The organism is Bradyrhizobium sp. AZCC 1588, from assembly GCF_036924735.1.
In the GTDB taxonomy this organism is placed as follows: Bacteria; Pseudomonadota; Alphaproteobacteria; order Rhizobiales; family Xanthobacteraceae; genus Bradyrhizobium.
On sequence record NZ_JAZHSC010000001.1, the window covers coordinates 6,439,711 to 6,465,004 of the forward strand.

The following is a 25,294-nucleotide window of genomic DNA, read 5'->3' on the forward strand; positions in this document are numbered from 1 at the left end:
GCTTCCGGCCTTGTGTTTTCGCAGCCGATCCGGTTTCACTGCACCTCTTCCGGTAGCCCACTGATTCCTCGAGTTGTCCCATGCGGTTGTCGCGGTTTTTTCTACCCATCCTGAAAGAGAATCCGAAAGAGGCGGAGATCGTCTCGCATCGGCTGATGCTGCGCGCGGGCATGATGCGGCAGGAGGCGGCAGGTATTTACGCCTGGCTGCCGCTCGGCTTCCGGGTGCTGAAGAAGATCGAGCAGATCGTCCGCAAGGAACAGGACCGCGCCGGCGCCCTGGAACTGTTGATGCCGACGCTGCAGCTCGCCGACCTCTGGCGCGAGAGCGGACGCTACGACGCCTACGGCCCGGAGATGCTGCGGATCAGCGACCGCCACAAGCGCGAATTGCTGTATGGGCCGACCAATGAGGAAATGATCACCGAGATCTTTCGCGCCTACGTCAAATCCTACAGAAACCTGCCGCTCAATCTCTATCACATCCAGTGGAAGTTCCGCGACGAGCAGCGCCCGCGTTTCGGCGTGATGCGCGGCCGCGAGTTCCTGATGAAGGATGCGTATTCCTTCGATATCGACGAGGCGGCGGCGCGCCGTTCCTATAACCGGATGTTCGTCGCTTACCTGCGCACCTTCGCGCGAATGGGATTGAAGGCGATCCCGATGCGCGCCGAGACCGGGCCGATCGGCGGCGACCTCAGCCACGAATTCATCGTGCTGGCGGAAACCGGCGAGTCCGGCGTGTTCTGCAACAGCGACGTACTGAACCTGCCGATCCCGCCCGACGACGTCGATTACGACGGCGATCTGACCGGCATCATCAAGCAATGGACGTCGGTCTATGCCGCAACCGAGGACGTCCACGATGCCGCTCGTTACGAGCGCGAAGTGTCGGCCGACAAGCGCGTCAACACGCGCGGCATCGAGGTCGGCCAGATCTTCTATTTCGGCACCAAATATTCCGATGCGATGAAGGCACTGGTCGCCGGCCCCGACGGTGTCGACGTGCCGATCCATGGCGGTTCCTACGGCGTCGGGGTCTCGCGGCTGGTCGGCGCCATCATCGAGGCCTGCCACGATGATGCCGGCATCAAGTGGCCGGAGGCCGTGGCACCGTTCACTGCCGTGATTTTGAACCTGAAGCAGGGGGACGCAGCCGTCGATGGCGCCTGCGAGAAGCTTTATCGCGAGCTTCAGGCCAAGGGCGTCGATGTGCTCTATGACGATACCGACCAGCGCGCCGGCGCGAAATTCGCCGCCGCCGACCTGATCGGCATCCCCTGGCAAATTCTGGTCGGGCCGAAGGGCCTCGCCGAGGGCAAGCTCGAGATCAAGCGGCGCAGCGATGGCTCGCGGGAGAATCTCAGCCCGGCGGAAGTGGTGGCGAAGATCGCTGGATAAGATATCCACCGCGGCTGATATGTTGGCCAATACGGCCACATTTGGCCCGAATCATGGGATTATCGAGTAATGGATGAGACCATGAACGAGACAGCCCGAACTCCGCCTTTTGCGCCCTTCGAATGGCTGCTGTCCGGGCGTTACTTGCGGGCGCGTCGCAAGGAAGGCTTCATTTCCGTCATCGCCGGCTTTTCGTTCCTCGGCATCATGCTCGGCGTCGCCACGCTGATCATCGTGATGGCCGTGATGAACGGCTTCCGCAAGGAACTGCTGGACAAGATCCTTGGGCTGAACGGCCACATCTTGGTGCAGCCCTTGGAATCGCCGCTGACCGACTGGAAGGACGTCGCCGAGCGCATCAGCCAGGTCGATGGCATCCGCCTTGCCGCGCCGGTTGTGGACGGTCAGGCGCTGGCATCTTCCGCCTTCAACGCCGCTGGCGTGCTGGTGCGCGGCATGCGCGCTGCGGACCTGAACAACCTCACCTCGATCGCCAAGAACATCAAGCAGGGCACGATGGAGGGGTTTGACGAGGGGCAGGGCGTCATCATCGGACGCCGGCTCGCCGATCAATTGTCGCTGCATGCCGGCGACACCATCACGCTGGTTGCGCCCAAGGGCGCGGTGACCCCAATGGGCACGACGCCGCGCATCAAGCCTTACAAGGTCGCGGCCGTGTTCGAGATCGGCATGTCGGAATATGACGCAAGCTTCGTGTTCATGCCGCTGCCGGAGTCGCAGGCCTATTTCAACCGCAAGGACGACGTCACCGCGATCGAGGTATTCACCAGCAATCCCGATCGAATCGATGCGTTCCGCAAGAGCGTGACGGAGGCTGCGGGGCGGCCGGTCTTCCTGGTCGACTGGCGGCAGCGCAACTCGACCTTCTTCAATGCGCTTCAGGTCGAGCGCAACGTGATGTTTTTGATCCTGACCATGATCGTGCTGGTTGCCGCGCTCAACATCGTCTCCGGCCTGATCATGCTGGTCAAGGACAAGGGCCAGGACATCGCCATCCTGCGCACCATGGGCGCCTCGCAGGGCTCGATCATGCGGATATTCCTGATCACGGGCGCTGCGATCGGTGTGGTCGGCACGCTGACCGGATTTTTCGTCGGCATGCTGATCTGCCTGAACATCGAATCGATCCGCCAGTTCCTGTCCTGGATGACCAACACCGAATTGTTCTCGCCGGAACTCTATTTCCTCTCCCGGCTGCCGGCCGAAATCGATTTCGGCGAGACCACTGCGGTCGTGATCATGGCGCTGACACTGTCCTTCCTGGCGACGCTCTACCCGTCCTGGCGCGCCGCGCGCCTCGATCCCGTCGATGCGCTCCGGTACGAGTGAGGGCGAGATGGCCGAGGAGGCGGAAGATGTACCCGTTATCTATCTCCACGAGATAAAACGCGAGTACAGGCAGGGCGAGGCGACGCTGACCATTCTCGACGGCGCCAAGCTTGCGCTGTGGGCGGGGCAGTCGGTGGCGCTGGTGGCACCGTCGGGGTCTGGCAAATCGACGCTGCTGCACATCGCAGGCCTGCTCGAAAGTCCCGACGAGGGTGAGGTCTATGTCGCGGGCACGCCGACCTCGCAATTGTCTGACATCGACCGCACCCAGATCCGGCGCTCCGACATCGGCTTCGTCTATCAATCGCATCGGCTGTTGCCGGAATTCACCGCGCTCGAAAACGTCATGCTGCCGCAGATGATCCGCGGCCTCAAACGCTCCGAGACGATCAAGCGCTCGCAGGAAATTCTGGCCTATCTCGGCCTCGGCGATCGCACCTCGCACCGGCCGGCCGAACTCTCCGGCGGCGAGCAGCAGCGCGTTGCGATTGCGCGTGCCGTCGCCAACGCGCCGCGGGCGCTACTCGCCGACGAGCCGACCGGAAATCTCGATCCGCATACCGCCGATCACGTCTTCAAGGCGCTGATGCAACTCGTGAAGGCGACGCAGGTCGCGATGCTGATTGCCACCCACAACATGGAGTTGGCCGGCCGCATGGACCGGCGGGTGTCGCTGGTCGACGGCCGGGTCGTCGAACTCGAATAACGGCGTTCAGTAAACGTTGCGGTATCGCTTGTTGCGATATGCCGACGGTCCCTGCGCATGTGCGAAATAGGGATTGATGATGCATTGCGCCGAGCGGCCCGACGCCGACATGTTGCATTGGGGCAGCGACGTATAAGCACATTCGTAATAGCTGATCCGGCCATAGACATGCAGGCAAACCGGATAGCGGGGATCGTACGTCTGTGCTTGCGCCGGTGCAGCCGCCGATGCTGCGCCGATCGCCAGAATTGCCAAAGCCAGAATGCGCATCAGAATCTCCTTCACTGCTGCATCGGTCCGCGTGTGCTGATGGCCAGCAGACATTCGACGCAGTCCGGCGTCAAATCACGTTCACGCGCTGTAGGTGCGGGCGTCCGGAGGTTCGCCTGTGCGGAATGTCTCGGCGGCGAAAGGCGCCGCTGCTCAGTACCTGCCGTAACCGGGAGCGGGCGGCAGCGCGCGGCCGGGCAGCGGGCGATACGCGGCGGGCGGCGGTTCGCTCTCGCCGATATAATAGGGATTGGCGATGCAGGTGAGAAAGCGACCCGAGGCAGTCGCCTGGCACTGCTCGTAGCTCGTGAACGTGCAATTGCTGAGGCCCGGCTGCTCGGTGCCTTGAATGCAGAAGGGATATCGTGTGCCTACGGCTTCGGCGGGCGCAGCACCGATAGCTGCCAATCCGATCGCGGTCAGCACGGCCAGAATCGCTCTACGCATTTCGAATCTCCTTCACGGCGCATTGGCGCTTCGCGTTCCATTCTGACGACACAAGCCGCAGCTCTGCAATCCCGTCAAGCCAATCCGCCCTGCAATACCGCCGTAAAGCAAAATGTGAATTTTTTACGGCGAGCTGCGGCGCAAAGTTTCGAAAAACGCCTGCAAGACAACATTAACTTGCGTTCGCACTGAGGCCGTTTGGTGTGGGCTGTTGCAGCGAGGTTACAGCAATTCGAGCCAACGATGTTATGAGCATGCCTCGGCCTTGGGGGCTGTCAAAAAAGGAACGGGAATAAGAATGAAGAAGGTTTTGCTTGTTACGGCCAGTCTGATCGCGCTCGGCGCGACTGCGCCGGCTGTTGCTGCTGATCTCGCTGCGCGTCCTTACACCAAGGCGCCCCCGATGGTTGCTGCTGTGTATGACTGGACCGGTTTCTACATCGGTGCGAACGGCGGCTGGGGTTCGAGCCGCAACGACTGGGATTCGGTTCCGCCCGCTTTCGCTGTTGGTCCCGAGGGCTCGCATGACGCGACCGGCGGCACGGTCGGTGGCCAGATCGGCTATCGCTGGCAGGCTGGCACCTGGGTGTTCGGCGTTGAAGCCCAGGGCAACTGGGCCGACTTCTCGGGCAGCAACGTGAGCACGCTGTTCGCCGGCTCTCGCAACCACACGAACGTCGATGCGTTCGGCCTGTTCACGGGTCAGGTCGGTTATGCCGTCAACAACGTCCTGCTCTACGTCAAGGGCGGTGCGGCTGTGACCTCGAACGAGTATCGCATCTCCAACCTTGCAGGCGCGACCATTGGCGTCACCGGCGATGACACCCGCTGGGGCGCCACGGTCGGCGCAGGCCTCGAATACGCCTTCGCCCCGAACTGGTCGGTTGGCGTTGAGTACAATCACCTGTTCATGCAGGACCGTACCTACACCTTCACCACGCCGGGCGGCGCCTTCTTGGGCACCGACCGCATCAGTCAGGACGTCGATCTCGTCACCGCCCGTCTGAACTACAAGTTCGGCGGTCCGGGCGTCGCGAGGTACTGATCGCACGCGACCTGCGACCAACATCGAAGCCCCGGGGCATCCCCGGGGCTTTTTTGTTGGGGCGGGCGCGCCGGTTAACCAAGCCGGAATGGTCGTAAGACGCGTCGTGAGACGGGCCTTGGGTAGTGGGTCAGTTTGATTGTGGCAAAGTTCCGGGGTGGAATGTTGACAATTTCCACCGCATATTCGGACCATGCATGGTGAGCCGACCTGTGAGCTTAAAACTAGAGGCGCGTGGCAGCTGATCACGTTAGATCAGGCGCTGCGGCTCGATAAGGGCCGTCTTATGCGCTGCCCGGAATGCCACGGTAAGATTCGCGCCCATAGTACGGGGCGAAACGGCATGGCCGCCCATTTTGAGCACCGCGAAAATAATCCAGGCTGCACGCTTGGGTACAATTTCGACGGAACGAAGCGTAGGCATCGAAAGCCGGAAGAATGACCCCTAAACGCCCCCGAGACCCCAACCAGCTCGCCAAGTCGATCATCGACATTGCGACAGGCAGAAGCCTGACCGTGATCCTACGATTGCTCTTCACACGTTCTGTTACAACTTCGTTCGCATACATCAGACACTCAAGGTAACGCCCGCAATGGCCGCTGGCGTCACTGATAAGCTCTGGGAGATGGATGATCTTGTTGCGATGTTGGAGCGGTGGGAGCTAGCGAACTACAAGCCAGAGTATCAATTTGTGGTTCGGCAATACGCCATCGGGAAGGGCCATCAGGTTAGCGTTCTCTGGCGCGGTGGCGAGGTCGATACGATCTTTGGGTTTGAAAAGGAGGCTGACGCCCTGGAATGGATCAGGGAGAAGTCACAGGGGTGGCTTCTAACGAAGCGAGACTAGCGCGAAGCATAACGATCGATAAGAAGGTCTAGTTTCTTGATCCTGAAATCATGCTCATTGTGAGACTTTATGTGCTGCCCTTCGTGATGGGTACGCGGGAATACAAGCTTGATCTTGGGCTCCGGAATCTCGTCCAGCCACCTAAAAGCTTCCGCATCAGCGGGGTCTATCGCCGCTATCGCGGTAACGGTTTCTCGTTCCCATGACTCCATCTGAGTAAGCAATTCGTCAAAATTTCCAGATGAGTGCTGTAGAAAGAGACTCGCGTTGCGGATTTGCACGCCAGCGCCCTTGAGCTTCGATAATTTAAGCCTCCTTGCGCTGCTTTCGTTTGAGAAGCGGGCATCAAATTGTCTTTTCATGTACGCATGCAGCCCCACTACAATGACGATTGCGAGGGTGATTGCAGGGACTATTTCAATAAACCCGCTCACGACGTCAGTCGCCAGCGGTCCGAACCATTCGGACAATCGTTTGAAGATGTGTGCTTTGAGAGCGTCCTCGTATGCGGACCTGAAGAGGAAGCTAAGGCCAGCAACTGCTGCGACCAAAACAAGCGGGTAAGAGTTCGAATGTCCGCGCATAATTGCTGAGTACCACGATTCCTCGCGGCGCCCCGGCATCCGACGGTCAAGGGGTTAACCATCGGGGTCATTCTTCAAACTGACCCACTACCGGGCCTTGACTCCTAGAACAAAAAAGGAACAATGTTCCTCATATGTTCTCGAACCGTAGGGAGTCGGATCATGTTGCGGATGTTCGTGGAAGAGGCGGCGGCGCTGGCGTCGATTACGCTGTTTGTCGGGATGATCGCGGTGTGGGCGCAGGTGATTCCGCAGCTTTGAGGTGGGGCGGAGAGCCGGCCCGATTCGGCTTGCGGGCGAGCTGGGGAAAAGCCGGATGGCGGTCGCTCAGCGCGCGTTCCGCGTGGACTCCGTCCGGCCGAGGCATCACCATTGCGGCAGCGAGTCGGTGCACCCTGAGCTGCCGGCGATCGCTCCCCATCACGATGCAAGAGCCCCTTTAGCGCATGTCCAGTGCCGGATTCGTTCATCTCCACGTTCATTCGGCCTATTCGCTGCTGAAGGGCTCCATCAAGATCGCCAAACTCGGCGAACTGGCGAAAGCCGACCGCCAGCCGGCGCTGGCGCTGACCGACACCGACAACATGTTCGGAGCGCTGGAATTCTCCGACAAGATGGCCGGCTACGGCATCCAACCGATTGTCGGTTGCGAACTCGCCGTCGATTTTGGCGACCAGGATCCCAACGCGCGCAATTCGCTTGCCGCCACGCCGTCGCGAATCGTCCTGCTGGCGGCGCGCGAGCGCGGTTACCGCAGCCTGATGCGGCTGAACTCGCGGGCGTTCTTGGAAACGCCGGTCCATCAATCCCCGCACATCAAGCTCGAATGGCTGGAGGGCGATGCCGAGGATTTGATCGCGCTGACCGGCGGCCCCGACGGTCCGATTTCGCTGGCGCTCAACGCCGATCACACAGCGCTTGCAGCCGCGCGTATCGACCGGCTGGCGAACCTGTTCGGCGATCGCCTCTATGTCGAATTGCAGCGCCACGGCATCGACAAGGAGCGCCGCGTCGAGGCCGGCCTGATCGATCTCGCTTACGCCAAGGGCCTGCCGCTGGTCGCGACCAACGAGCCATATTTCGCGTCGAACGACGACTATGAAGCCCATGATGCGTTGTTGTGCATCGCCGGCGGCAAGCTGATCGCCGAGACCGACCGCGAGCAGCTCACCCCTGATCACCGCTTCAAGACCCGCGCCGAAATGGCGGTGCTGTTTGCCGACATTCCGGAAGCGTTGGCTTCCACGATCGAGATCGCCGAGCGCTGCTCGTTCCGGCCAAAGACGAGAAAACCTATCCTGCCGCGCTTCACCGTTGGTGCCGATTCGGGCTCCGACGCGGCAACTGAAGAAGCCGCCGAGCTGAAGCGTCAGGCCGAGGCGGGGCTCGCGCGCCGCCTGCAGGTTCATGGCCTGTCGCCCGGCGCGACGGAAGAGGAATACCAGAAGCGGCTCGCCTTCGAGATCGACGTCATCAACCGCATGAACTATGCGGGCTACTTTCTGATCGTCTCGGACTTCATCAAATGGGCCAAGGCCCACGATATTCCGGTCGGTCCGGGCCGCGGCTCCGGCGCCGGCTCGCTGGTCGCCTACGCGCTCACCATCACCGACCTCGATCCGATTCGCTTTGGACTACTGTTCGAGCGCTTCCTCAATCCCGAACGCGTCTCGATGCCGGACTTCGACATCGACTTCTGCCAGGACCGCCGCGGCGAGGTGATCGATTACGTGCAGCAGCGCTATGGCCGCGATCAGGTGGCGCAGATCATCACCTTTGGAACGCTGCAGGCGAGGGGCGTGCTGCGCGACGTCGGCCGTGTACTGCAGATGCCTTACGGCCAGGTCGACAAGCTGACAAAACTGGTGCCGCAAAATCCCGCCGCGCCGGTGACGCTGGCGCAGGCGATCGAGGGTGAACCCAAGCTGCAGGCGTTCCGCGACGAGGACCCGGTGGTCGCGCGCGCCTTTGACATCGCCCAGCGCCTCGAAGGACTGACGCGCCACGCCTCGACGCACGCCGCCGGCATCGTGATCGGCGACCGACCTTTAAGCGAACTGGTGCCGCTCTATCGCGATCCCAAATCCGACATGCCGGTAACCCAGTTCAACATGAAATGGGTCGAGCCGGCCGGGCTCGTGAAGTTCGACTTCCTCGGCCTGAAGACGCTGACCGTGCTCGACGTCGCGGTGAAACTGCTCAAACAGCGCAACATCCATGTCGATCTGCCGACGCTGCCGATCGACGATGCGCCGAGTTACCAGATGCTGGCGCGGGGCGATGTGGTCGGCGTGTTCCAGGTGGAAAGCCAGGGCATGCGGCGCGCGCTGATCGACATGCGCCCCGACCGCTTCGAGGACATCATCGCGCTCGTGGCGCTCTATCGCCCGGGTCCGATGGCCAACATCCCGACCTATTGCGCGCGCAAGCACGGCGACGAGGAGCCGGAATATCTGCATCCGATTCTGGAGCCGATCCTGAAAGAGACGTTCGGCGTCATCATCTATCAGGAACAGGTGATGCAGATCGCGCAGGTGATGGCCGGCTATTCGCTCGGCGACGCCGACCTGCTGCGCCGCGCGATGGGCAAGAAGATCCGCGCCGAGATGGAGAAGCAGCGCGCGATCTTCGTCGCCGGTGCCGTCAAGAACGGTGTGCCGAAGGGGCAGGCGGACACGATCTTCGAACTGCTCGCCAAGTTCGCCGACTACGGCTTCAACAAGAGCCACGCCGCGGCTTACGCGCTGGTGTCCTACCACACCGCCTACATGAAGGCGCATTACCCGGTGGAGTTCTTGGCGGCGTCGATGACGCTCGAACTCAACAACACCGACAAGCTTTCGGAATTTCGCGCCGAGGCCCAGCGGCTCGGCATCAAGGTCGAAGCGCCGAACATCAACCGTTCGGGCGCCACCTTCGAGGTCGGCGAGAAAACCATCTACTATGCGCTGGCGGCGCTGAAGGGTGTCGGTTTGCAGGCGGTCGAGCAGATCGTGGAGGAGCGCAAGAAGGGCGCCTTCACCTCGCTTGCGGACTTCGCCGCCCGCGTCAATCCGCGCGCGATCAACAAACGCATCATCGAAAGCCTGGCCGCGGCCGGCGCATTCGATACGCTGGAGTCGAACCGCGCCCGTGTCTTTGCCGGGGCGGACGCGATTCTCGCCGCCTGTCAGCGCAGCCACGAAGCCGCAACGATCGGTCAGAATGACATGTTCGGCAATGCTGCCGACGCGCCGACCATCATGCTGCCGCAGATCGAGCCCTGGTTGCCGGCCGAAAAACTCCGCCGCGAATATGATGCCGTCGGCTTCTTCCTGTCCGGCCATCCGCTCGACGATTACGCCACCGTGTTGAAGCGGCTGCGGGTGCAGTCCTGGGCGGAATTCTCGCGTGCCGTGAAGACCGGTGCGACCGCGGGCAGGGTTGCGGCGACCGTGGTGTCGCGCATGGAGCGCCGCACCAAGACCGGCAACAAGATGGGCATCATGGGCCTGTCAGACCCGACCGGACATTTCGAGGCGGTGCTGTTTTCCGAGGGCCTGGCGCAATACCGCGACGTGCTGGAGCCGGGGGCGGCCGTATTGCTGCAACTCGGCGCCGAGTTGCAGGGCGAAGACGTGCGCGCACGGGTGCTGCATGCCGAGCCGCTGGATGACGCCGCAGCCAAAACCCAAAAGGGCCTGCGGATCTTCGTTCGCGACACCAAACCGCTGGATTCGATTGCGCGACGGCTCAACATGCCGGAAGCATCGGCGCAAAACGGTTCGGCCAAGGGCCTGCCGGCGAAGCCTGCGCCCGCGCCATCGGGCGGCGCCGATGGCGACGTCTCGCTCGTCATCATGCTCGATCTGCAGACCGAGGTGGAGATGAAGCTGCCGGGCCGCTTCAAGGTCTCGCCGCAGATCGCCGGAGCGATCAAGGCGGTTGCCGGCGTGGTGGATGTGCAGACGCTGTAGGGTCGTGGCAAGGACCTGCTGCAGCGGCTGCCCCGAACTCGCAGCAGGCGCGATTGGCATTCATCAAAGGGATTGCACCCTTCAGCTCCCATTAACGCAATATGCGCCGTCGTTTGTCGGGCGCGTGGAGATACGATTGCAACCACGCGGTGTTTTGGCTAAACGGCGAGAGCATCATCGCCGTGTGGGCATGGCCAGGGGGACTTCGTGGCTGTTTCTGTTGCCAGGGTTGCGCGCGCGCTAACGTGGTTGCTGCTGTTCCTGGCCCTTGATGGCGGCACGGCGTGGACGGCGCAGGGCGCATCTTCGATCGCGGAGGGCATCTACGCCGCGGCGCCACCGCGACTGCTGCAGATTCGGACGCTGGTCGCCAATGCGGGACAGCAGGCGTCGATCGGCTCCGGCTTCCTTGTGTCCGCCGACGGGCTGGCGATCACCAACTACCACGTGGTTTCGCAGGCTGTACTCGAGCCGAAAACCTATCGGCTCGAATATACGGCGGCCGACGGCAGCCGCGGAGAGCTGAGCGTGGTGGGCGTCGACCTGCCAAACGACCTCGCGATCGTTCGTCTGGCCAAGCGTGACGCTCCATTTTTCACCTTCGACGGCGCCGCAATGGAAGGCTCGCCTTCCAAGGGCGAGCGCCTGTATTCCATGGGCAACCCGCTCGATCTCGGATTCACGATCATCGAAGGCACCTATAACGGCTTGGTAGACCGCACCTACAATGATCGTGTGCACTTCAGTGGCGCGCTCAACCCGGGCATGAGCGGCGGCCCGACCGTTTCCGCCGAGGGACAGGTCGTCGGCGTCAACGTCGCCACCCGCAGGGGCGGCCAGCTTCTCAGCTTTCTGGTACCGGCGCGCTATGCGGCGGCGCTGCTACAGCGGGTGCGCGAGCAGAAAACCCCGCCGGATCTGCGGGCCGAGGTCGGCCGACAACTCGCCGCCTGGCAGTCGGCGCTCTACAGATCGTTTGCCGAGAAGGGGTTTCGTTCGACCGCGCTCGGGCCGTATCTGGCTCCCGAGACGGTGGTGCCCTGGTTCAATTGCTGGGCGAACACCAATGCGGGCGCCACGCCCAGGCCGCGCGCCAGCATCAATTCGATCAACTGCAAGGCCGATACCGGCCTGTATGTCGCTCCCGACCTGAACACGGGAGCGATCCAGATTGATCATTCCTATGTCAAAGCCACCGAGCTCAACCAGTTCCAGCTTGCAACCCTCCTGACTCAGATGAGCCAGCCGCGGCTTGTCGGCGGCGGCCCATTCCGCAAGTGGTATACGCCGCAGCGCTGCCACGAGGATTTTGTCGGTGCCGCGGCGTCGGACCGTCCACCGCTCAGGGTTATCTGGTGCGCGCAGGCCTATCGTGAATTCGAAGGACTCTACGACGTAGCCCTGATCGCCGTGACCCAGGACCAGGGCAGCGAGGCATTGGTCTCGCGATTGAGCCTTCAGGCGGTGGGCTATGACGACGCTGTGGCGCTCGGCAAGCGCTTCCTTCAATCGGTGCAATCGAGCAAATGATCTGGGTAGAAGTACTGTCGCGTCATCGCGATATTGCCGCGCGTTTCCGGATCGCTGCTCCGGAGGCGCGCATCGGCCGCGGCTATGACAACGACGTCATCATCGACGATCCCTATGTCGCCGCACAGCATCTGCGTGTCTTTCGCGACGAGGCCGGGCAACTCATTGCCGAGGATTTGGGTAGCACCAACGGTACGTTTCTCGACGGCGGCCGTAGCCGGGTCGCGCGCATCGTCGTTGACGGCAAACATCCAATTCGTATCGGCCAAACTTATCTGCGCATTCGCGAGATCCACCATGAGGTCGAACGCGAACGCGTCGCCCCGCTGGAGTCGCGGACCTTGCCGATCGCGGCGGCCGCGACGCTCGGCGCTTCGCTGTTGGCATTGAGCGTGCTTCAGATCTGGCTCGGTCAGACGGCCGAGCTGCGGGCTTCGAGCTATCTCACGCCGCTGCTGTGGATCGTCGCCACGGTTCTCGTATGGGCTGGCATATGGGCGCTGCTGTCGCGAGTATTTTCCGGCAGCTCGCACCTCTTGCGCAATCTGCTCATCACGCTGGCAGGCGGCCTTGCGTTCTCGCTTTACCACGAGTTTGCCCGGATTTTCGCGTTTGCGTGGACCTGGCCCGGAGCTAGCACGTACCAATACGTTGCGACGTGGTCGATCCTGGCCGCCATGTGCTTCCTGCATTTGCGCGAGGTGGGCCGAACCCGACTGAAGCTGAAGGGTGCCATCGTGGTCGCACTGCTCGTTACCGCGATTGCGTTCCAGACCTTGCAGCGGTCCGAGGCTTTTTCCGATTACGGGCGGCAGTACACCACGCACCAGCTCATGCCGCCGGCGTTCCGTGCGGTCCAGCTCACCGAGCAAAGCGTATTCTTTGGCGAGATAGCCAATCTCAAAGCAAGGCTCGACAGCGATCGCGTGCATGCCAGGCCAAACGAGGCGGTTCAGTAGCCGCCGGCGGCCGGCGCGGCGTCAGATCGCGGGTGCGATCAAGGCGGTTGTGGGCGTGGTTGATGTGCAGACGCTGTAGGCGTCCCGGGCAGTCAGCGTCCGGTCCGCGGCCATCGCGCCGCCGTTTATCAAGCCGACTAAAGTCTATCGGGAGGTGCTGCCAATCTGTGCCAGCATGCGTCAGGCATGACCGGCCGTTGGCGGCTTGAGAGCGGGGACGTCAAGATCGCACGCGGTTGATCCAGATCAATTCGCCCGCCGCTTCGTGCAGAATACTTTGCCCTGCGGGAGGATTGAACGTGGCGCAGACCACCAAACACCATGCCGATCAGGTGCAGGCGACGGTCGCGCATGGCTCGGCCGCTACGTCGGCTGTGGTTGCTTCCTGGCGCCGGTCGTCCAATTTTCATCGCCTCGACCCCGCCGAATGCAATCTGCCGCGCCGGTTGAGCCAGTCCGAATTCGAATTGGCGCGCCAGCAGATCGAGCCGCTGGTTCGCGCCGCGCAATCCAATCTCGACCGGCTGTTTCTGGCCGTTGGCGGCGTTGGCTGTTGCGTTCTGCTGGCTGATCGCAACGGCGTGCCTGTCGACCGGCGCGGCGCCGCGTCCGACGACGAGACGTTCAGGGCGTGGGGTTTGTGGACCGGGACGGTCTGGAGCGAAGAGTGCGAGGGCACCAACGGCATCGGAACGTGTCTGGCCGAGCAGCGCGCGCTCACTGTCCATCGCGACCAGCACTTCTACGCGCGCAACACGCTTTTGAGCTGCACGTCGGCGCCGATCTACGACCACGAGGGCAGGCTGGCCGCAGCGCTCGACGTGTCTTCCTGCCGCGCCGACCTCACGGAAGGGTTCGTCAATCTCATTGCGGTGGCGGTCGGCGATGCCGCGCGCCGGATCGAGATGGAGAATTTCCGGCTGGCGTTTCCGAACGCCCGCTTCCTGTTTGCGCCCGACATCAATCGCGGCGGCGGCGGGCTGATCGCGGTCGATGCCGACGACCTCGTCATCGGTGCAACGCGTTCGGCGCGGCTGGCGCTCGGTGTGACGCGTGATTTTCTGAAGAAGCCGTTGCCGGCGGCGGACCTGCTCGGCGGCGCGTCCAGTCCGGCGCGCGATCTCGACCAGGCCGAGCGGGTGGCCGTGCAACGGGCACTGGCGCGCAGCGGCGGTAACGTTTCGGCCGCCGCCGAGGCGCTCGGCATCAGCCGCGCGACCCTGCACCGGAAGCTGCGGCGCCTCGACCTCCATCGCGCTCACTAACGGATTCTCCCGTTCGACTGTCGCAGTTCTGCGACACACGCCCACGCGATCCGGTTTCGCTGGGCAGACAGCAAAACCGGCCTTCGCCATGGTTTTTCCCGAGCGCCGCATCCAGCGACGCCATAGCGAGGAACAGCCATGAACAAGGTCGAATTTTCACGAACTGCGAAGGCCCCGTTCGAAAGGCGATACGGGAACTACATCAATGGAAAATGGGCCGAGCCGCGCTCGGGCCGCTATTTCGAGAATTTCTCGCCGGTCAACGGCCGGCTGCTTTGCGAGGTCGCGCGCTCCGAAGCGCAGGACGTCGAAGACGCGCTCGACGCGGCGCACGCCGCCAAGGAAGCCTGGGGCCGCACCAGCGTCGCCGAACGCGCCCTGATCCTGAACCGCATCGCCGACCGCATGGAGGAAAACCTCGATCTGCTTGCGCTCGCCGAAACCTGGGACAACGGCAAGCCGATCCGCGAGACCACCGCGGCCGACATTCCGCTCGCCATCGACCATTTCCGCTACTTCGCCGGCGCCATCCGCGCCCAGGAAGGCAGCCTTTCCGAAATCGATCACGATACCGTCGCCTATCATTTCCACGAGCCGCTCGGCGTCGTCGGCCAGATCATTCCCTGGAACTTCCCGCTGCTGATGGCGTGCTGGAAGCTGGCGCCGGCGCTGGCTGCCGGAAACTGCGTCGTGCTGAAGCCGGCCGAACAGACCCCGGCCGCGATCATGATATGGGCAGGGTTGATCGGCGACCTGTTGCCGCCGGGCGTTCTCAACATCGTCAACGGCTTCGGCCTCGAGGCTGGCAAGCCGCTGGCGTCCTCGCCGCGCATCTCCAAGATCGCCTTCACCGGCGAGACCTCGACGGGCCGGCTGATCATGCAGTATGCCAGCCAGAACCTCATTCCGGTTACCCTCGAGCTCGGCGGCAAGTCGCCCAACATCTTCTTCAAGGACGTCGCCGCCGAGGATGACGATTTCCTCGACAAGGCGATCGAAGGCTTCGTCATGTTCGCGTTCAACCCGGGGCGAGGTCTGCACCTGTCCGAGCCGTGCGCTGATTCATGAGTCGATCTTCGACCGCTTCATGGAAAGGGCGTTGAAACGCGTCGAGGCGATCGTCCAGGGCGATCCGCTCGATCCGGCGACGATGATCGGCGCGCAGGCGTCATCCGAGCAGATGCACAAGATCCTGTCCTATATCGATATCGGCCGCGGGGAGGGCGCGCAGGTGCTGACCGGCGGGGCGCGCAACGAACTGCCGGGCGACCTCGCCGGCGGCTTCTACGTCAAGCCGACGGTGTTCAAGGGCAACAACAAGATGCGCATCTTCCAGGAGGAGATTTTCGGACCGGTCGTTTCGGTCACGACCTTCAAGGATGACGACGAAGCGCTCGCGATCGCCAACGACACGCTCTACGGTCTCGGCGCCGGCATCTGGAGCCGCGATGCGAGCCGGCTCTACCGCTTCGGCCGCGCCATCCAGGCGGGCCGCGTCTGGACCAATTGCTATCACGCCTATCCGGCGCATGCCGCGTTCGGCGGTTACAAGCAATCGGGTGTCGGCCGCGAGACCCACAAGATGATGCTGGACCACTATCAGCAGACCAAGAACCTCTTGGTCAGCTACAGCCCGAAGAAGCTCGGCTTCTTCTGACAGCCTTCTGAGTTGGGCGACGGCGTTGCGCGGGGGCACTTCAACCTCGCGCAACGATGCGTTTCGCGAATTCAAGAAGTTGTCATTGCCTTTTTCGATGCCGACCTACGCGAAACCGTCATATAATCGAGTCGAGGGGGAACTGTGCTGCATCACGGGAGTATTACCTGAAATCGCAGTTACGGAGGTCCGCCATGAAAGTCAAAGACGCGATGCACAAGGGCGTCGACTGGGTCAACCCCGATACGCCTATCACCGAAGTCGCGAAGCTGATGCGAGAACATGACATCGGCTGCATTCCGATCGGAGAGGACGACCACCTGGTCGGGATGGTCACCGATCGCGACATCGTCTGCAAAGGGCTTGCGGACGGCAAGTTCGACCCCAGCCGTGCGCAGGCGCGCGACGTAATGACCGAAGGCATCCATTGCTGCCGCGAGGACGATGACCTTGCCAAGGCCGTCCATCACATGGAGACGCTGCAGGTCCGCAGGTTGCCGGTGATCAATAAGAGCAAGCGAATGGTCGGCATGATCAGCCTGGGCGACGTCAGCCGTGCGGCGCCCAATGATTTGCTGGCCGGGTGCGTGAAGAGCGTTGCCGCCCATCACTGACGCGCGGCAGCCCTCGCGCTAAAGCCTTTCGGTTCTGATTGAATCAGAACCGGGCTCTAGATTCTTGTTTTGACGCGTTTTCTTGACGCGAACCGGTGTCCACTTCGCTTGAAAACGCTCTAACGAGTAGAGCCCGCGTCGAAATCGACGCGGGCAGTCGTCAGGATCGAGCGGCCTCAATCGTGCGTGCTGAAGTGGCCGCGCCAGGCCTTGGCGTTGAGTCGCGCGAATTGCTCGCCGTCCATGCGGATCAGCGTCGCGTGATCGCCGGCCTCCATGTAGATTTCCCGTCGCGGGTCGATGCTGTCGTCGACTATGACGTCGAGCCCATAGCACTCGCCAACCGGCGGGATCGCTCCAATGTCGCAGTCGACAAACAGCTCCGCGATCTCTTTTTCGTTGGCCAGGTCGACCTTGTGGCCGAGCTGACTTTTCAGGGTCGACAGATGCAGGTGATGGGAGGCCGGAAGAACGGCCATCATGTAGCCGCCGTCACGGCGCAGCACGACGGCCTTGGCCAGCGCATCGCCCGGCACGTGGCAGGCTTCTGCTGTGCGCGTCGATGACTTCGTGGGGGTATGAGGGATCACGTCGTAGGTGACGCTTTGATCCAGGTATTTCTGCAGGGTTGGGGCGACGGTCATGACGATTTCCTCCATTGCATGGGCATTCCGCACACCGGGAGGAACTCGCGCAGTCGCCTCACGATGCGGGCGAACACGATTAGGGTGAAAGGATACGCCCGCCGGGCGGCCGCGACAATGCGAATCTCCGTGCCGGAACCGGGCGGAGCAGGAATCCGGGCTCGATTTGACTTGCAGCATGCCTTGCTGAGAGCGCATTTATTCAAGAAAGGTTCAGCTTAACGCGCGTCTCATACAGCGCGGGCGGCGACAGGGTGGGATGCCATGCGGGTAGCAAGAAGTTTGTCGATCCTCTCGGTGTGTCTCGTCGCGATGTCCGGACTGGCCGGTCATTTGAGCTCCGCCGCTGCGCAACAGCAGGAAAAGCGCATCGCGCTGGTGGTCGGCAATGCCGCCTATGCAAAATCGCCGCTGGCAACCGCGGCCAACGATGCCGGCCTGATCGCCCAAACCTTGCAAGCGGCGGGATTCGACGTAATCGGCGCCCGCGACCTCGATGGCGACACGCTGCGCAAGAGTTTCCGCGACTTCATACAGAAGGCCGAAAGCTCGGGGCCGGACACGGTCGCGATGGTCTATCTGGCCGGTTACGGGCTGCAATTGGCCGGCGAGAACTATTTCGTGCCGGTCGATTCGGCGATCAACCGGGATACCGACGTTCCGACCGAGGCGTTGCGGACCGGCGACTACATCCGCCAACTCGTTTCGCTACCGTTGAAGGCCGGAATCGTCGTGCTGGACGCGGCGCGGCAGCAGCCGTTCATCGAGGGACAGATCGCAAGCGGTCTCGCTCTGGTCGAGGCTGATCCGCATATGCTGATCGCGTTCAACGCGGCGCCCGGGACGGTAGCGCCTGCCGAGCAGGGACCGTACGGCATCTACGCCCAGTCGCTGGCCGAGATGATCCGGACCGGTGGATTGCCGCTGCCGGAGGTCTTCAATCGCCTGCGGCTTCGCGTCAACGAAGGCAGCAAGGGCGCCCAGGTGCCCTGGGACAGCCAGAAGGTCGACGCTAGCTTCACGTTCTTTGAGCGCTCACCGGATGCGCCCGCCCCGGCGCCGCCGGATCAGGCCGCCGCCATCCGCAGCAAACCGATCCGTGATCTCGGCGCGCAGGACGCTTACGCCGCGGCGCTGGAGCGCGACACGCTGCCGGCCTATGAGGATTTTCTCGCCGCCTATCCCGACGATCCCATGGCAAAGCGGCTGAGGGCGATCGCGGCGGCGCGGCGCGAAGCGATCACCTGGCGCCGCACCTACCGCGCCGACACCCCGAACGCCTATTGGTCGTATCTGCAACGCTACCCGCGCGGGCCTCATGCGGCCGACGCGCGCCGCCGGCTGGTCATTCTCACTGCGCCGGTCGAGCCGCCGCCGACATTCGATGTGATCGATTACGACGTGCCGCCGCCGCCGCCGGACGAGTTCATCTATGTCGATCGTCCGGTGCTGGCCTTCGACGATCCCGAGTTCGATTTTGTCCCGCCGCCACCGGCGCCGGTCTACTACCTGCCGCCGCCGCCGGATGATTTCGTGGTGCTGGAGCCGCCACCGCCGCCGATCGGGCTGTTCATCCTGCCGCAGCCGATCTTTGTGCCGATACCGGTCTATGTGAGGCCGCCGCGCTATGTCGCGCCGCCGCCGAACAACATCATCTTTGCCAACATCCACAACCGGACCGTGATCAACAACGTCATCAACAGGCCTCCGCAGGCCACTTTGCCTGCGGCGAGACTTGGCGACAGGGCTGCTGGACGCCCCGGCTCCCCGGCGGCTATGGTTAGGCCGGGGCAGGGAAGTGCCACGCCGACGCTGCCGCCTGCCGTGGCGCAACGGGCCACCTTGATCCAGCAGGGCAGAGCGCCGGTGCCGCCAAGTGCCGCGATCAATCCTGCCGTGAGGACCGGTTTGCCCGGCGCACCGGCCGCCGGGCAGACCGGACGGCCGGGCGCGGTGCCGGCGAACGCACCAGCCGCGCTGCCGTCGACACAACCCCTGCCGAGGACCAACGCCCTGACGGTTCCGGGCGCCAGGGGCGCGCCACCCACGCCCCCAAGCGCCGCCGTCAATCCCAACGCAAGGCCAGCGCCGGGTGCGTCGCGCCTGGGAACAGCGGCACCCACCGCACCTGGCGCTGTCGGTGCGCGGCCGCCTATCGGCGCGACGACTCCGGCGGCTCGGGCAGGCCGGCAGCCCGCGGTTGCGCCGCCGCCCAGTGCCGCCGCGCCATCAAGGCCGGCTGCTGCGGTTGCGCCAAAACCTCAACTGCAACCTGAGCTGCGGCGTGGCACGCCACCGTCTGCAGTGAATGTGGCAAGGCCCCCGCCACCGCCGCCGGCAGCGCGAGTAGCTCCGGCATCGCCCCCGCCCAGGATGGCCGCGCCGCCTCCACCGGCGAGGATGGCCGCACCGTCGCCTCCACCCAGGATGGCTGCGCCGCCGGCAGCACCGCCGCCGCGCACGGCTGCGCCGCCGGCCCCGCCGCCGCGCATGGCCGCACCCCCACCGCCGCCGCCGCGGATGGCCGCACCGCCACCGCCTCCACCAAGGATGGCCGCACCACCCCCGCCACCCGCGCGTATGGCCGCACCGCCGCCGATGGCTGCACCGCGTGCGGCGCCGGCTCCGGCGGCCGCGGCCAGGGGGTGCCCGCCGGGAGCCCGATGCTGATCGTTAGCAGGCCAGATCCCCCGGGTCTGGCCGGAGCGGCCCTAAAACGCGGATCTGGAAGACCGAAAAACCGGCCGTATTTCCTTGCTTCCGGCTGGAATCCGGCTATATAGCGCGCCATCTCACACGGAAACATGGCTCTCAAGGCCGTCCGGTGGCAACCGGGCCAGTCAGGCTCGTTTGCTCACACGTTTCCGGAGGAACCAACCGGAGAACTATCACGATGGCGCTACCCGATTTTTCCATGCGTCAGCTCTTGGAAGCTGGCGTCCACTTTGGCCACCAATCGCACCGCTGGAATCCGAAGATGGCGGATTACATTTTCGGTGCCCGCAACAACATCCACATCATCGACCTCGCCCAGACCGTGCCGATGCTGCATCGCGCGCTGCAGGCGGTTTCCGACACGGTTGCCAAGGGCGGCCGCATCCTGTTCGTCGGCACCAAGCGCCAGGCGCAGGACGGCGTTGCCGAGGCGGCCAAGCGCTCGGCGCAGTATTTCGTCAATTCGCGCTGGCTCGGCGGCACGCTGACCAACTGGAAGACGATTTCGGGATCGATCAAGCGCCTGCGTCACCTCGATGAGGTGCTGTCGTCGGGCGAGGCCAACTCCTACACCAAGAAGGAGCGGCTGACGCTGCAGCGCGAGCGCGACAAGCTCGACCGCTCGCTCGGTGGTATCAAGGACATGGGCGGTCTTCCCGACATGATCTTCGTGATCGACACCAACAAGGAAGACATCGCGATCCAGGAAGCGCAGCGGCTCAACATTCCCGTTGCCGCGATCGTCGACACCAACTCGGACCCCAAGGGCATCACCTTCGTGGTGCCGGGCAATGACGACGCCGGCCGCGCCATTTCGCTGTATTGCGACCTGATTGCCCGCGCCGCCATCGACGGCATTTCGCGCGCGCAGGGCGACTCCGGCATCGATATCGGCGCGGCCGTTCAGCCGGTCCGTGAGGAAGTTCCGGCAGCGCCCCAGCCGACCGGCTTCCAGGGACTGGCCGGTCCGCGCGGCACCGCCGACAACCTCAAGAAGCTCACCGGCGTGTCGGGTACGATCGAGAAGAAGCTCAACGACCTCGGCATCTTCCATTACTGGCAGCTTGCCGAACTCGACCACGACACCGCGCACAAGATCGGTGAAGAGGTTGGTCTTCCGAGCCGGGCCGATGCCTGGGTCGCCCAGGCCAAGACGCTGACCGCGGAAGCGGAATAATTGGTTCGCCGCGTGGCCGGGTCTTCCGGCCGCCGGTCCTGCTCCCCAGATACGGCATTCCCTGTAGCTGACGACGGCACGGCGCAAAGCGCGCGCCGCGCCCGCAGCTCACAGGCAAGAAGGATATTCGACGATGGCAACGATCACTGCGGCAATGGTCAAGGAACTGCGCGAGTCGACTGGCGCAGGCATGATGGACTGCAAGGCAGCGCTCACCGAAACCGCGGGCGACATGCAGGGTGCCCAGGACTGGCTGCGCAAGAAGGGCCTCTCGAAGGCCGCGAAGAAGGCCGGCCGCGTCGCGGCCGAAGGCCTGATCGGCGCGGTCACCTCGGGCGTCAAGGGCGTCGTGGTCGAAGTCAATTCCGAGACGGATTTCGTCGCCCGCAATGAGCAGTTCCAGGGTCTCGTCAAGATGATCGCGCAGGTCGCGCTCGACGTTGGCGCCGACGTCGAGAAGATCAAGGCGGCAAAGGTCGGCAGCGTCACCGTCGAAACCGCGATTTCGGACGCCATCGCCACCATCGGCGAGAACATGACGCTGCGCCGTGCCGCCTCGCTTGAGGTCGGCAAGGGCGTGGTGTCGAGCTACATCCATGGCGCCGTGATCGATGGCGCCGGCAAGATGGGCGTGCTGGTCGCGCTTGAATCAACCGGCAAGACCGATGAACTCGCGCATCTCGGACGTCAGCTTGCCATGCATGTGGCTGCGACCAATCCGCAGGCGCTGGATCCGTCCGGCCTCGACCCCGAGATCGTGAAGCGCGAAAAGGACGTGCTGGCCGACAAGTATCGCCAGCAGGGCAAGCCGGAAAACGTGATCGAGAAGATCGTCGAGTCCGGCCTGAAGACCTATTACAAGGAAGTCTGTCTGTTGGAGCAGGCGTTCATCCACGACGAAAAGGGCAAGTCGGTCGCGCAAGCTCTGAAGGAAGCCGAAGGCAAGATCGGCGCGCCTGTGAAGATTGCCGGATTTGTGCGCTATGCTCTCGGCGAGGGAATCGAAAAGCAGGAATCCGATTTCGCAGCCGAAGTCGCGGCGGCCAGCGGCAAGAAGTAACCGCTGCGGTCACAGTCTTCCGGCGCAAATGCGCCGGAAGTCGCCTGCGCGGGAGAGGGAAGCGTAAGCAATGGCTGAGCCGGTCTATCGTCGCGTCGTGATCAAGCTCTCAGGCGAGTATCTCGCAGGTGGCCATTTCTTCGGCATCGACCAGCCTACCGTTGACCGCATCGCCGACGACCTGATCGCGGCCCACAAGCTCGGCGTCGAGGTGGCCGTCGTGATCGGTGGCGGCAACATCGTTCGCGGCGTGGAAGTGTCCTCGCGCGGCGTTTCGCGCCCGACCGGCGACACCATGGGCATGCTCGCCACCGTGATGAACTGCCTGGCGCTGGAGGCTGCCATCGAGCGCAAGGGGGCGCCGGCGCGGACCCTGTCGGCGTTCGTAATGCCTGAGATTTCCGAGGTCTTCACCCGCACTGCAGCGCACAAATATCTCGCGGATGGACGAATCGTCCTGCTCGGCGGTGGAACCGGCAATCCATTCTTCACCACCGACACCACGGCGGTGTTGCGGGCGGCCGAGATCGGGGCGCAGGCGGTGCTCAAAGCCACAAATGTCGACGGCGTTTACAGCGCCGACCCCAAAAAGGACCCGTCCGCCAAGCGTTTTGATCGGCTGACGCATTCGCAGGCGATCGCCGGCGACTACAAGGTGATGGACGCGACTGCATTCGCGCTTGCCCGCGAGACGTCACTGCCTATCATCGTATTCTCGATCGCCGAGCCGGGTTCGATCGGCGCGATCCTGCGCGGGACCGGCCACGGCACGGTGGTTGCCGGCTGATAGGCCGGTTGCAGTTTCGAACCGCGGCTTCAAGACGCCAGCGGCTGGTTTCCAAGGAGGGGAGAGCGTTATGCCCACGCCCGGTTTTGACATCAACGAATTGAAGCGCCGCATGCAAGGCGCCACCCATGCGCTCAAGCACGAGCTCGGTGGCTTGCGGACCGGCCGCGCGGCGGCGTCCATGCTGGAGCCGGTGCAGGTCGAGGCTTACGGCTCGCACATGCCGCTCAACCAGCTCGCCACCGTCAGCGTGCCCGAGCCGCGGCTGCTTTCCGTCCAGGTGTGGGACAAGTCGATGGTGAAAGCCGTGGAGAAGGCGATCGTCGATTCCAATCTCGGCCTCTCGCCCGCGACCGAAGGGCAGGTGCTGCGCCTGCGGATTCCCGAGCTTAACGAGGAACGGCGCAAGGAACTGGTGAAGGTCGCGCATAAATACGCCGAGGCCGCCAAGGTTGCCGTTCGCCACGTCCGTCGCGACGGCCTGGATATCGTCAAGAAGCTCGAGAAGAATCACGAGATTTCCGAAGACGATCAGGAGCGGCTCGCCAACGAGGTGCAGAAGGCGACCGACGGAACGATTGCGGAAATCGATCAGTTGCTGGCGGCGAAGGAAAAGGAAATCCTCACCGTTTGATGGCAACGTTTAAGAGTTGAGAATGGCCCTGGAATTCAGATAATGCCGAACGCCGCCGCCCCCGCTACGGAAGGACCGGATCGCTCCGTCCCGTTGCATGTGGCGATCATCATGGACGGAAATGGGCGCTGGGCGGCAGCGCGCGGCTTGCCGCGCGCCGAAGGCCACCGCCGCGGCGTCGAGGCGCTGCGCCGCGTCGTTCGCGCCGCACATGAACTCGGCGTGCTCTATCTGACGATCTTTTCGTTCAGCTCCGAAAACTGGTCGCGGCCGGCGACCGAAATCGGCGATCTGTTCGGATTGCTCCGCCGCTTCATCCGCAACGATCTGGCGACGCTGCACCGCGACGGCGTGCGCGTGCGCGTGATCGGCGAACGAGAGGGGCTGGAGCCCGATATCTGCACGCTCTTGAACGAGGCCGAGGAACTGACGAGAGCCAACACCAAGCTCAATCTCGTGGTCGCGTTCAATTACGGATCGCGCCAGGAAATCGCCGGCGCTGCCCAACGGCTGGCGCGTGAAGTCGCGGAGGGTAAGCGCGATCCCGCCTCGATCGATGCCGATACGCTCGGCCGCTATCTCGATGCACCTGACATTCCCGATCCCGACCTGATCATCCGCACCAGCGGCGAACAGCGGCTGTCGAACTTCCTGATGTGGCAGGCGGCCTATAGCGAACTTGTGTTCGTGCCGATTCACTGGCCGGATTTCGACAAGGCCGCGCTCGAAAGCGCCATTGCCGAATATGCGAGGCGGGAACGCCGCTTCGGCGGTCTGGTTGCGAAAACCGGATCGTGACCGACCCCGAGCCCTCGCCGGCGGCAGCAAGCGCGCCCGATTCGCGCAATCTCGTGATGCGGATCGCCGCCGCCGCGGTGCTGATCCCGCTTGCGGTCGCCATTGCCTATGCGGGCGGCTTGCTGTGGGCCGCGCTGGTGACGCTGGCGGCCGTCGGCCTGTTCGTCGAATGGCTCGCGATCGTGGGCCTCGCCGGGGCAACGCGTGTGATCGTCCCGGGCGTGGCCGCGCTTGCGCTCGGCGGGGTTTGCTTTGCGATCGGCCGGCTCGATGCCGCCCTGATCGTGCTCGGCATCGGCTTTGTCGCGGTCGTGTCAATCGCGCCGGAGCGGCGAAACTGGGCGGCGGCCGGATTTCTGTACGCGGCGGCGGCCGAGATTGCCTCGGTGCTGGTGCGTCTGGATTCCGTGAAGGGTTTTGCCGCCCTGATGTTCGTGCTGCTGATCGTGTGGGTGACCGATAGTGGCGGTTATTTCGCGGGCCGCGGTATTGGCGGACCGAAACTGTGGCCGCGCGTCAGCCCGAAAAAGACCTGGGCCGGCGCCGTCGGCGGGTTTGCCGCCAGTCTGGCCGTGGCAGGCGGATTTGCCGCCTTCGGTCTCGGTAAGATGGGACCGCTATTGATGCTTTCGGCGGCCCTTTCGGTGGTTTCGCAGCTCGGCGACCTCTTCGAATCCGCCGTGAAGCGCCGTTTTGGCGTAAAGGACTCAAGTCACATCATTCCCGGCCACGGCGGACTAATGGATCGTCTGGACGGGTTTGTCGCAGCCGTTGTCGTGGCGGCACTTTTCGGCTTTCTGCGGGCCGGCGCCGATGGCGTCGGTCGCGGTCTTATGGTTTGGTGAAAC

20 protein-coding genes and 2 pseudogenes are annotated in these 25,294 nt (G+C 63.5%); 18 read left to right on the forward strand and 4 right to left on the reverse strand.

Annotated features, from left to right (window positions below; genetic code table 11):
• The first annotated feature begins 80 nt into the window (after positions 1–80).
• From proS to V1277_RS30005, 3 genes are all read left to right on the forward strand, one after another.
• Complete coding sequence (gene proS / locus V1277_RS29995) at positions 81–1,400, forward strand: proline--tRNA ligase (RefSeq protein WP_334419367.1); 1,320 nt, start codon at positions 81–83, stop codon at positions 1,398–1,400.
• A 69-nt stretch (positions 1,401–1,469) separates the two neighbouring features.
• The gene (locus V1277_RS30000) at positions 1,470–2,750 is read left to right on the forward strand and encodes a lipoprotein-releasing ABC transporter permease subunit (protein WP_334362958.1); all 1,281 of its coding nucleotides are present in this window, start codon (positions 1,470–1,472) and stop codon (positions 2,748–2,750) included.
• A gap of 7 nt (positions 2,751–2,757) precedes the next feature.
• Positions 2,758–3,456, forward strand: coding sequence for an ABC transporter ATP-binding protein (locus V1277_RS30005; RefSeq protein ID WP_334377147.1), 699 nt, complete (start codon positions 2,758–2,760; stop codon positions 3,454–3,456).
• Between the two features lie 6 nt (positions 3,457–3,462).
• Here the strand turns inward: V1277_RS30005 and V1277_RS30010 are convergent, their stop codons facing one another.
• Entirely contained in the window at positions 3,463–3,726 is a 264-nt protein-coding gene (locus V1277_RS30010; protein WP_334419368.1) for a DUF3551 domain-containing protein, read from the reverse strand.
• Between the two features lie 153 nt (positions 3,727–3,879).
• On the reverse strand, positions 3,880–4,173 hold the full coding sequence (locus V1277_RS30015) for a DUF3551 domain-containing protein (RefSeq protein ID WP_065729148.1): 294 nt from the start codon (positions 4,171–4,173) through the stop codon (positions 3,880–3,882).
• A 298-nt stretch (positions 4,174–4,471) separates the two neighbouring features.
• Between V1277_RS30015 and V1277_RS30020 the strand changes: the two genes are divergently transcribed.
• Together V1277_RS30020 and V1277_RS30025 are read left to right on the forward strand one after the other, a co-directional pair.
• Entirely contained in the window at positions 4,472–5,218 is a 747-nt protein-coding gene (locus V1277_RS30020) for an outer membrane protein (RefSeq protein ID WP_334419369.1), read from the forward strand.
• A gap of 527 nt (positions 5,219–5,745) precedes the next feature.
• Positions 5,746–6,066 (forward strand): annotated as a pseudogene (locus tag V1277_RS30025) (hypothetical protein); the annotation flags it as partial.
• Here the strand turns inward: V1277_RS30025 and V1277_RS30030 are convergent.
• Positions 6,063–6,500, reverse strand: coding sequence for a hypothetical protein (locus V1277_RS30030; protein WP_334419370.1), 438 nt, complete (start codon positions 6,498–6,500; stop codon positions 6,063–6,065). The pseudogene V1277_RS30025 and the gene V1277_RS30030 sit on opposite strands and share 4 nt — an antisense overlap.
• 596 nt (positions 6,501–7,096) lie before the next feature.
• Here V1277_RS30030 and dnaE point away from each other — a divergent pair.
• The 6 genes and pseudogenes from dnaE to V1277_RS30060 all read left to right on the forward strand — a co-directional run bounded on the left by dnaE (position 7,097) and on the right by V1277_RS30060 (position 16,631).
• Complete coding sequence (dnaE, locus tag V1277_RS30035; protein WP_334419371.1) at positions 7,097–10,606, forward strand: DNA polymerase III subunit alpha; 3,510 nt, start codon at positions 7,097–7,099, stop codon at positions 10,604–10,606.
• 207 nt (positions 10,607–10,813) lie between these two features.
• Positions 10,814–12,136 (forward strand): S1C family serine protease, encoded by a 1,323-nt coding sequence (locus tag V1277_RS30040; RefSeq protein WP_442894537.1) that lies wholly within the window; start codon positions 10,814–10,816, stop codon positions 12,134–12,136.
• Entirely contained in the window at positions 12,133–13,095 is a 963-nt protein-coding gene (locus V1277_RS30045) for an FHA domain-containing protein (protein WP_334419372.1), read from the forward strand. Before V1277_RS30040 ends, V1277_RS30045 begins: the two co-directional genes overlap by 4 nt.
• A gap of 299 nt (positions 13,096–13,394) precedes the next feature.
• On the forward strand, positions 13,395–14,360 hold the full coding sequence (locus V1277_RS30050; protein ID WP_442894538.1) for a helix-turn-helix domain-containing protein: 966 nt from the start codon (positions 13,395–13,397) through the stop codon (positions 14,358–14,360).
• Positions 14,361–14,498: 138 nt separating this feature from the next.
• Positions 14,499–16,017: pseudogene (gene adh, locus V1277_RS30055) on the forward strand (aldehyde dehydrogenase).
• A 194-nt stretch (positions 16,018–16,211) separates the two neighbouring features.
• Entirely contained in the window at positions 16,212–16,631 is a 420-nt protein-coding gene (locus tag V1277_RS30060; RefSeq protein ID WP_334375116.1) for a CBS domain-containing protein, read from the forward strand.
• A 176-nt stretch (positions 16,632–16,807) separates the two neighbouring features.
• On the opposite strand, the gene V1277_RS30065 is transcribed toward V1277_RS30060, so the two are convergent.
• On the reverse strand, positions 16,808–17,275 hold the full coding sequence (locus V1277_RS30065; RefSeq protein ID WP_334419374.1) for an aminoacyl-tRNA deacylase: 468 nt from the start codon (positions 17,273–17,275) through the stop codon (positions 16,808–16,810).
• Between the two features lie 264 nt (positions 17,276–17,539).
• On the opposite strand from V1277_RS30065, the gene V1277_RS30070 reads away from it, so the two are divergent.
• From V1277_RS30070 to V1277_RS30100, 7 genes are all read left to right on the forward strand, one after another.
• On the forward strand, positions 17,540–19,945 hold the full coding sequence (locus tag V1277_RS30070) for a caspase family protein (RefSeq protein ID WP_334419375.1): 2,406 nt from the start codon (positions 17,540–17,542) through the stop codon (positions 19,943–19,945).
• Between the two features lie 223 nt (positions 19,946–20,168).
• Positions 20,169–21,167 carry a 30S ribosomal protein S2 gene (locus tag V1277_RS30075; RefSeq protein WP_057843031.1) on the forward strand — a complete coding sequence of 333 codons (999 nt, stop codon included), beginning with the start codon at positions 20,169–20,171 and terminating at the stop codon, positions 21,165–21,167.
• Between the two features lie 133 nt (positions 21,168–21,300).
• Entirely contained in the window at positions 21,301–22,227 is a 927-nt protein-coding gene (tsf, locus tag V1277_RS30080; protein ID WP_213250329.1) for a translation elongation factor Ts, read from the forward strand.
• Between the two features lie 70 nt (positions 22,228–22,297).
• Positions 22,298–23,014, forward strand: coding sequence for a UMP kinase (gene pyrH / locus V1277_RS30085; RefSeq protein ID WP_334375120.1), 717 nt, complete (start codon positions 22,298–22,300; stop codon positions 23,012–23,014).
• Between the two features lie 70 nt (positions 23,015–23,084).
• Positions 23,085–23,648, forward strand: coding sequence for a ribosome recycling factor (gene frr, locus V1277_RS30090; protein ID WP_057843034.1), 564 nt, complete (start codon positions 23,085–23,087; stop codon positions 23,646–23,648).
• Positions 23,649–23,690: 42 nt separating this feature from the next.
• Entirely contained in the window at positions 23,691–24,446 is a 756-nt protein-coding gene (locus V1277_RS30095) for an isoprenyl transferase (RefSeq protein ID WP_334419376.1), read from the forward strand.
• 56 nt (positions 24,447–24,502) lie between these two features.
• Entirely contained in the window at positions 24,503–25,291 is a 789-nt protein-coding gene (locus V1277_RS30100; RefSeq protein ID WP_442894609.1) for a phosphatidate cytidylyltransferase, read from the forward strand.
• Positions 25,292–25,294: the final 3 nt, after the last annotated feature.

Coding starts and splice junctions, on each gene's coding strand:
- dnaE (WP_334419371.1), top strand. CDS start 7,097: ATGTCCAGTGCCGGATTCGTTCATCTCCACGTTCATTCGGCCTATTCG.
- V1277_RS30070 (WP_334419375.1), top strand. CDS start 17,540: ATGCGGGTAGCAAGAAGTTTGTCGATCCTCTCGGTGTGTCTCGTCGCG.
- V1277_RS30005 (WP_334377147.1), top strand. CDS start 2,758: ATGGCCGAGGAGGCGGAAGATGTACCCGTTATCTATCTCCACGAGATA.
- V1277_RS30100 (WP_442894609.1), top strand. CDS start 24,503: ATGCGGATCGCCGCCGCCGCGGTGCTGATCCCGCTTGCGGTCGCCATT.
- tsf (WP_213250329.1), top strand. CDS start 21,301: ATGGCAACGATCACTGCGGCAATGGTCAAGGAACTGCGCGAGTCGACT.
- V1277_RS30020 (WP_334419369.1), top strand. CDS start 4,472: ATGAAGAAGGTTTTGCTTGTTACGGCCAGTCTGATCGCGCTCGGCGCG.
- pyrH (WP_334375120.1), top strand. CDS start 22,298: ATGGCTGAGCCGGTCTATCGTCGCGTCGTGATCAAGCTCTCAGGCGAG.
- V1277_RS30095 (WP_334419376.1), top strand. CDS start 23,691: ATGCCGAACGCCGCCGCCCCCGCTACGGAAGGACCGGATCGCTCCGTC.
- V1277_RS30015 (WP_065729148.1), bottom strand. CDS start 4,173: ATGCGTAGAGCGATTCTGGCCGTGCTGACCGCGATCGGATTGGCAGCT.
- proS (WP_334419367.1), top strand. CDS start 81: ATGCGGTTGTCGCGGTTTTTTCTACCCATCCTGAAAGAGAATCCGAAA.
- V1277_RS30010 (WP_334419368.1), bottom strand. CDS start 3,726: ATGCGCATTCTGGCTTTGGCAATTCTGGCGATCGGCGCAGCATCGGCG.
- V1277_RS30065 (WP_334419374.1), bottom strand. CDS start 17,275: ATGACCGTCGCCCCAACCCTGCAGAAATACCTGGATCAAAGCGTCACC.
- V1277_RS30045 (WP_334419372.1), top strand. CDS start 12,133: ATGATCTGGGTAGAAGTACTGTCGCGTCATCGCGATATTGCCGCGCGT.
- V1277_RS30000 (WP_334362958.1), top strand. CDS start 1,470: ATGGATGAGACCATGAACGAGACAGCCCGAACTCCGCCTTTTGCGCCC.
- frr (WP_057843034.1), top strand. CDS start 23,085: ATGCCCACGCCCGGTTTTGACATCAACGAATTGAAGCGCCGCATGCAA.
- V1277_RS30060 (WP_334375116.1), top strand. CDS start 16,212: ATGAAAGTCAAAGACGCGATGCACAAGGGCGTCGACTGGGTCAACCCC.
- V1277_RS30075 (WP_057843031.1), top strand. CDS start 20,169: ATGGCGCTACCCGATTTTTCCATGCGTCAGCTCTTGGAAGCTGGCGTC.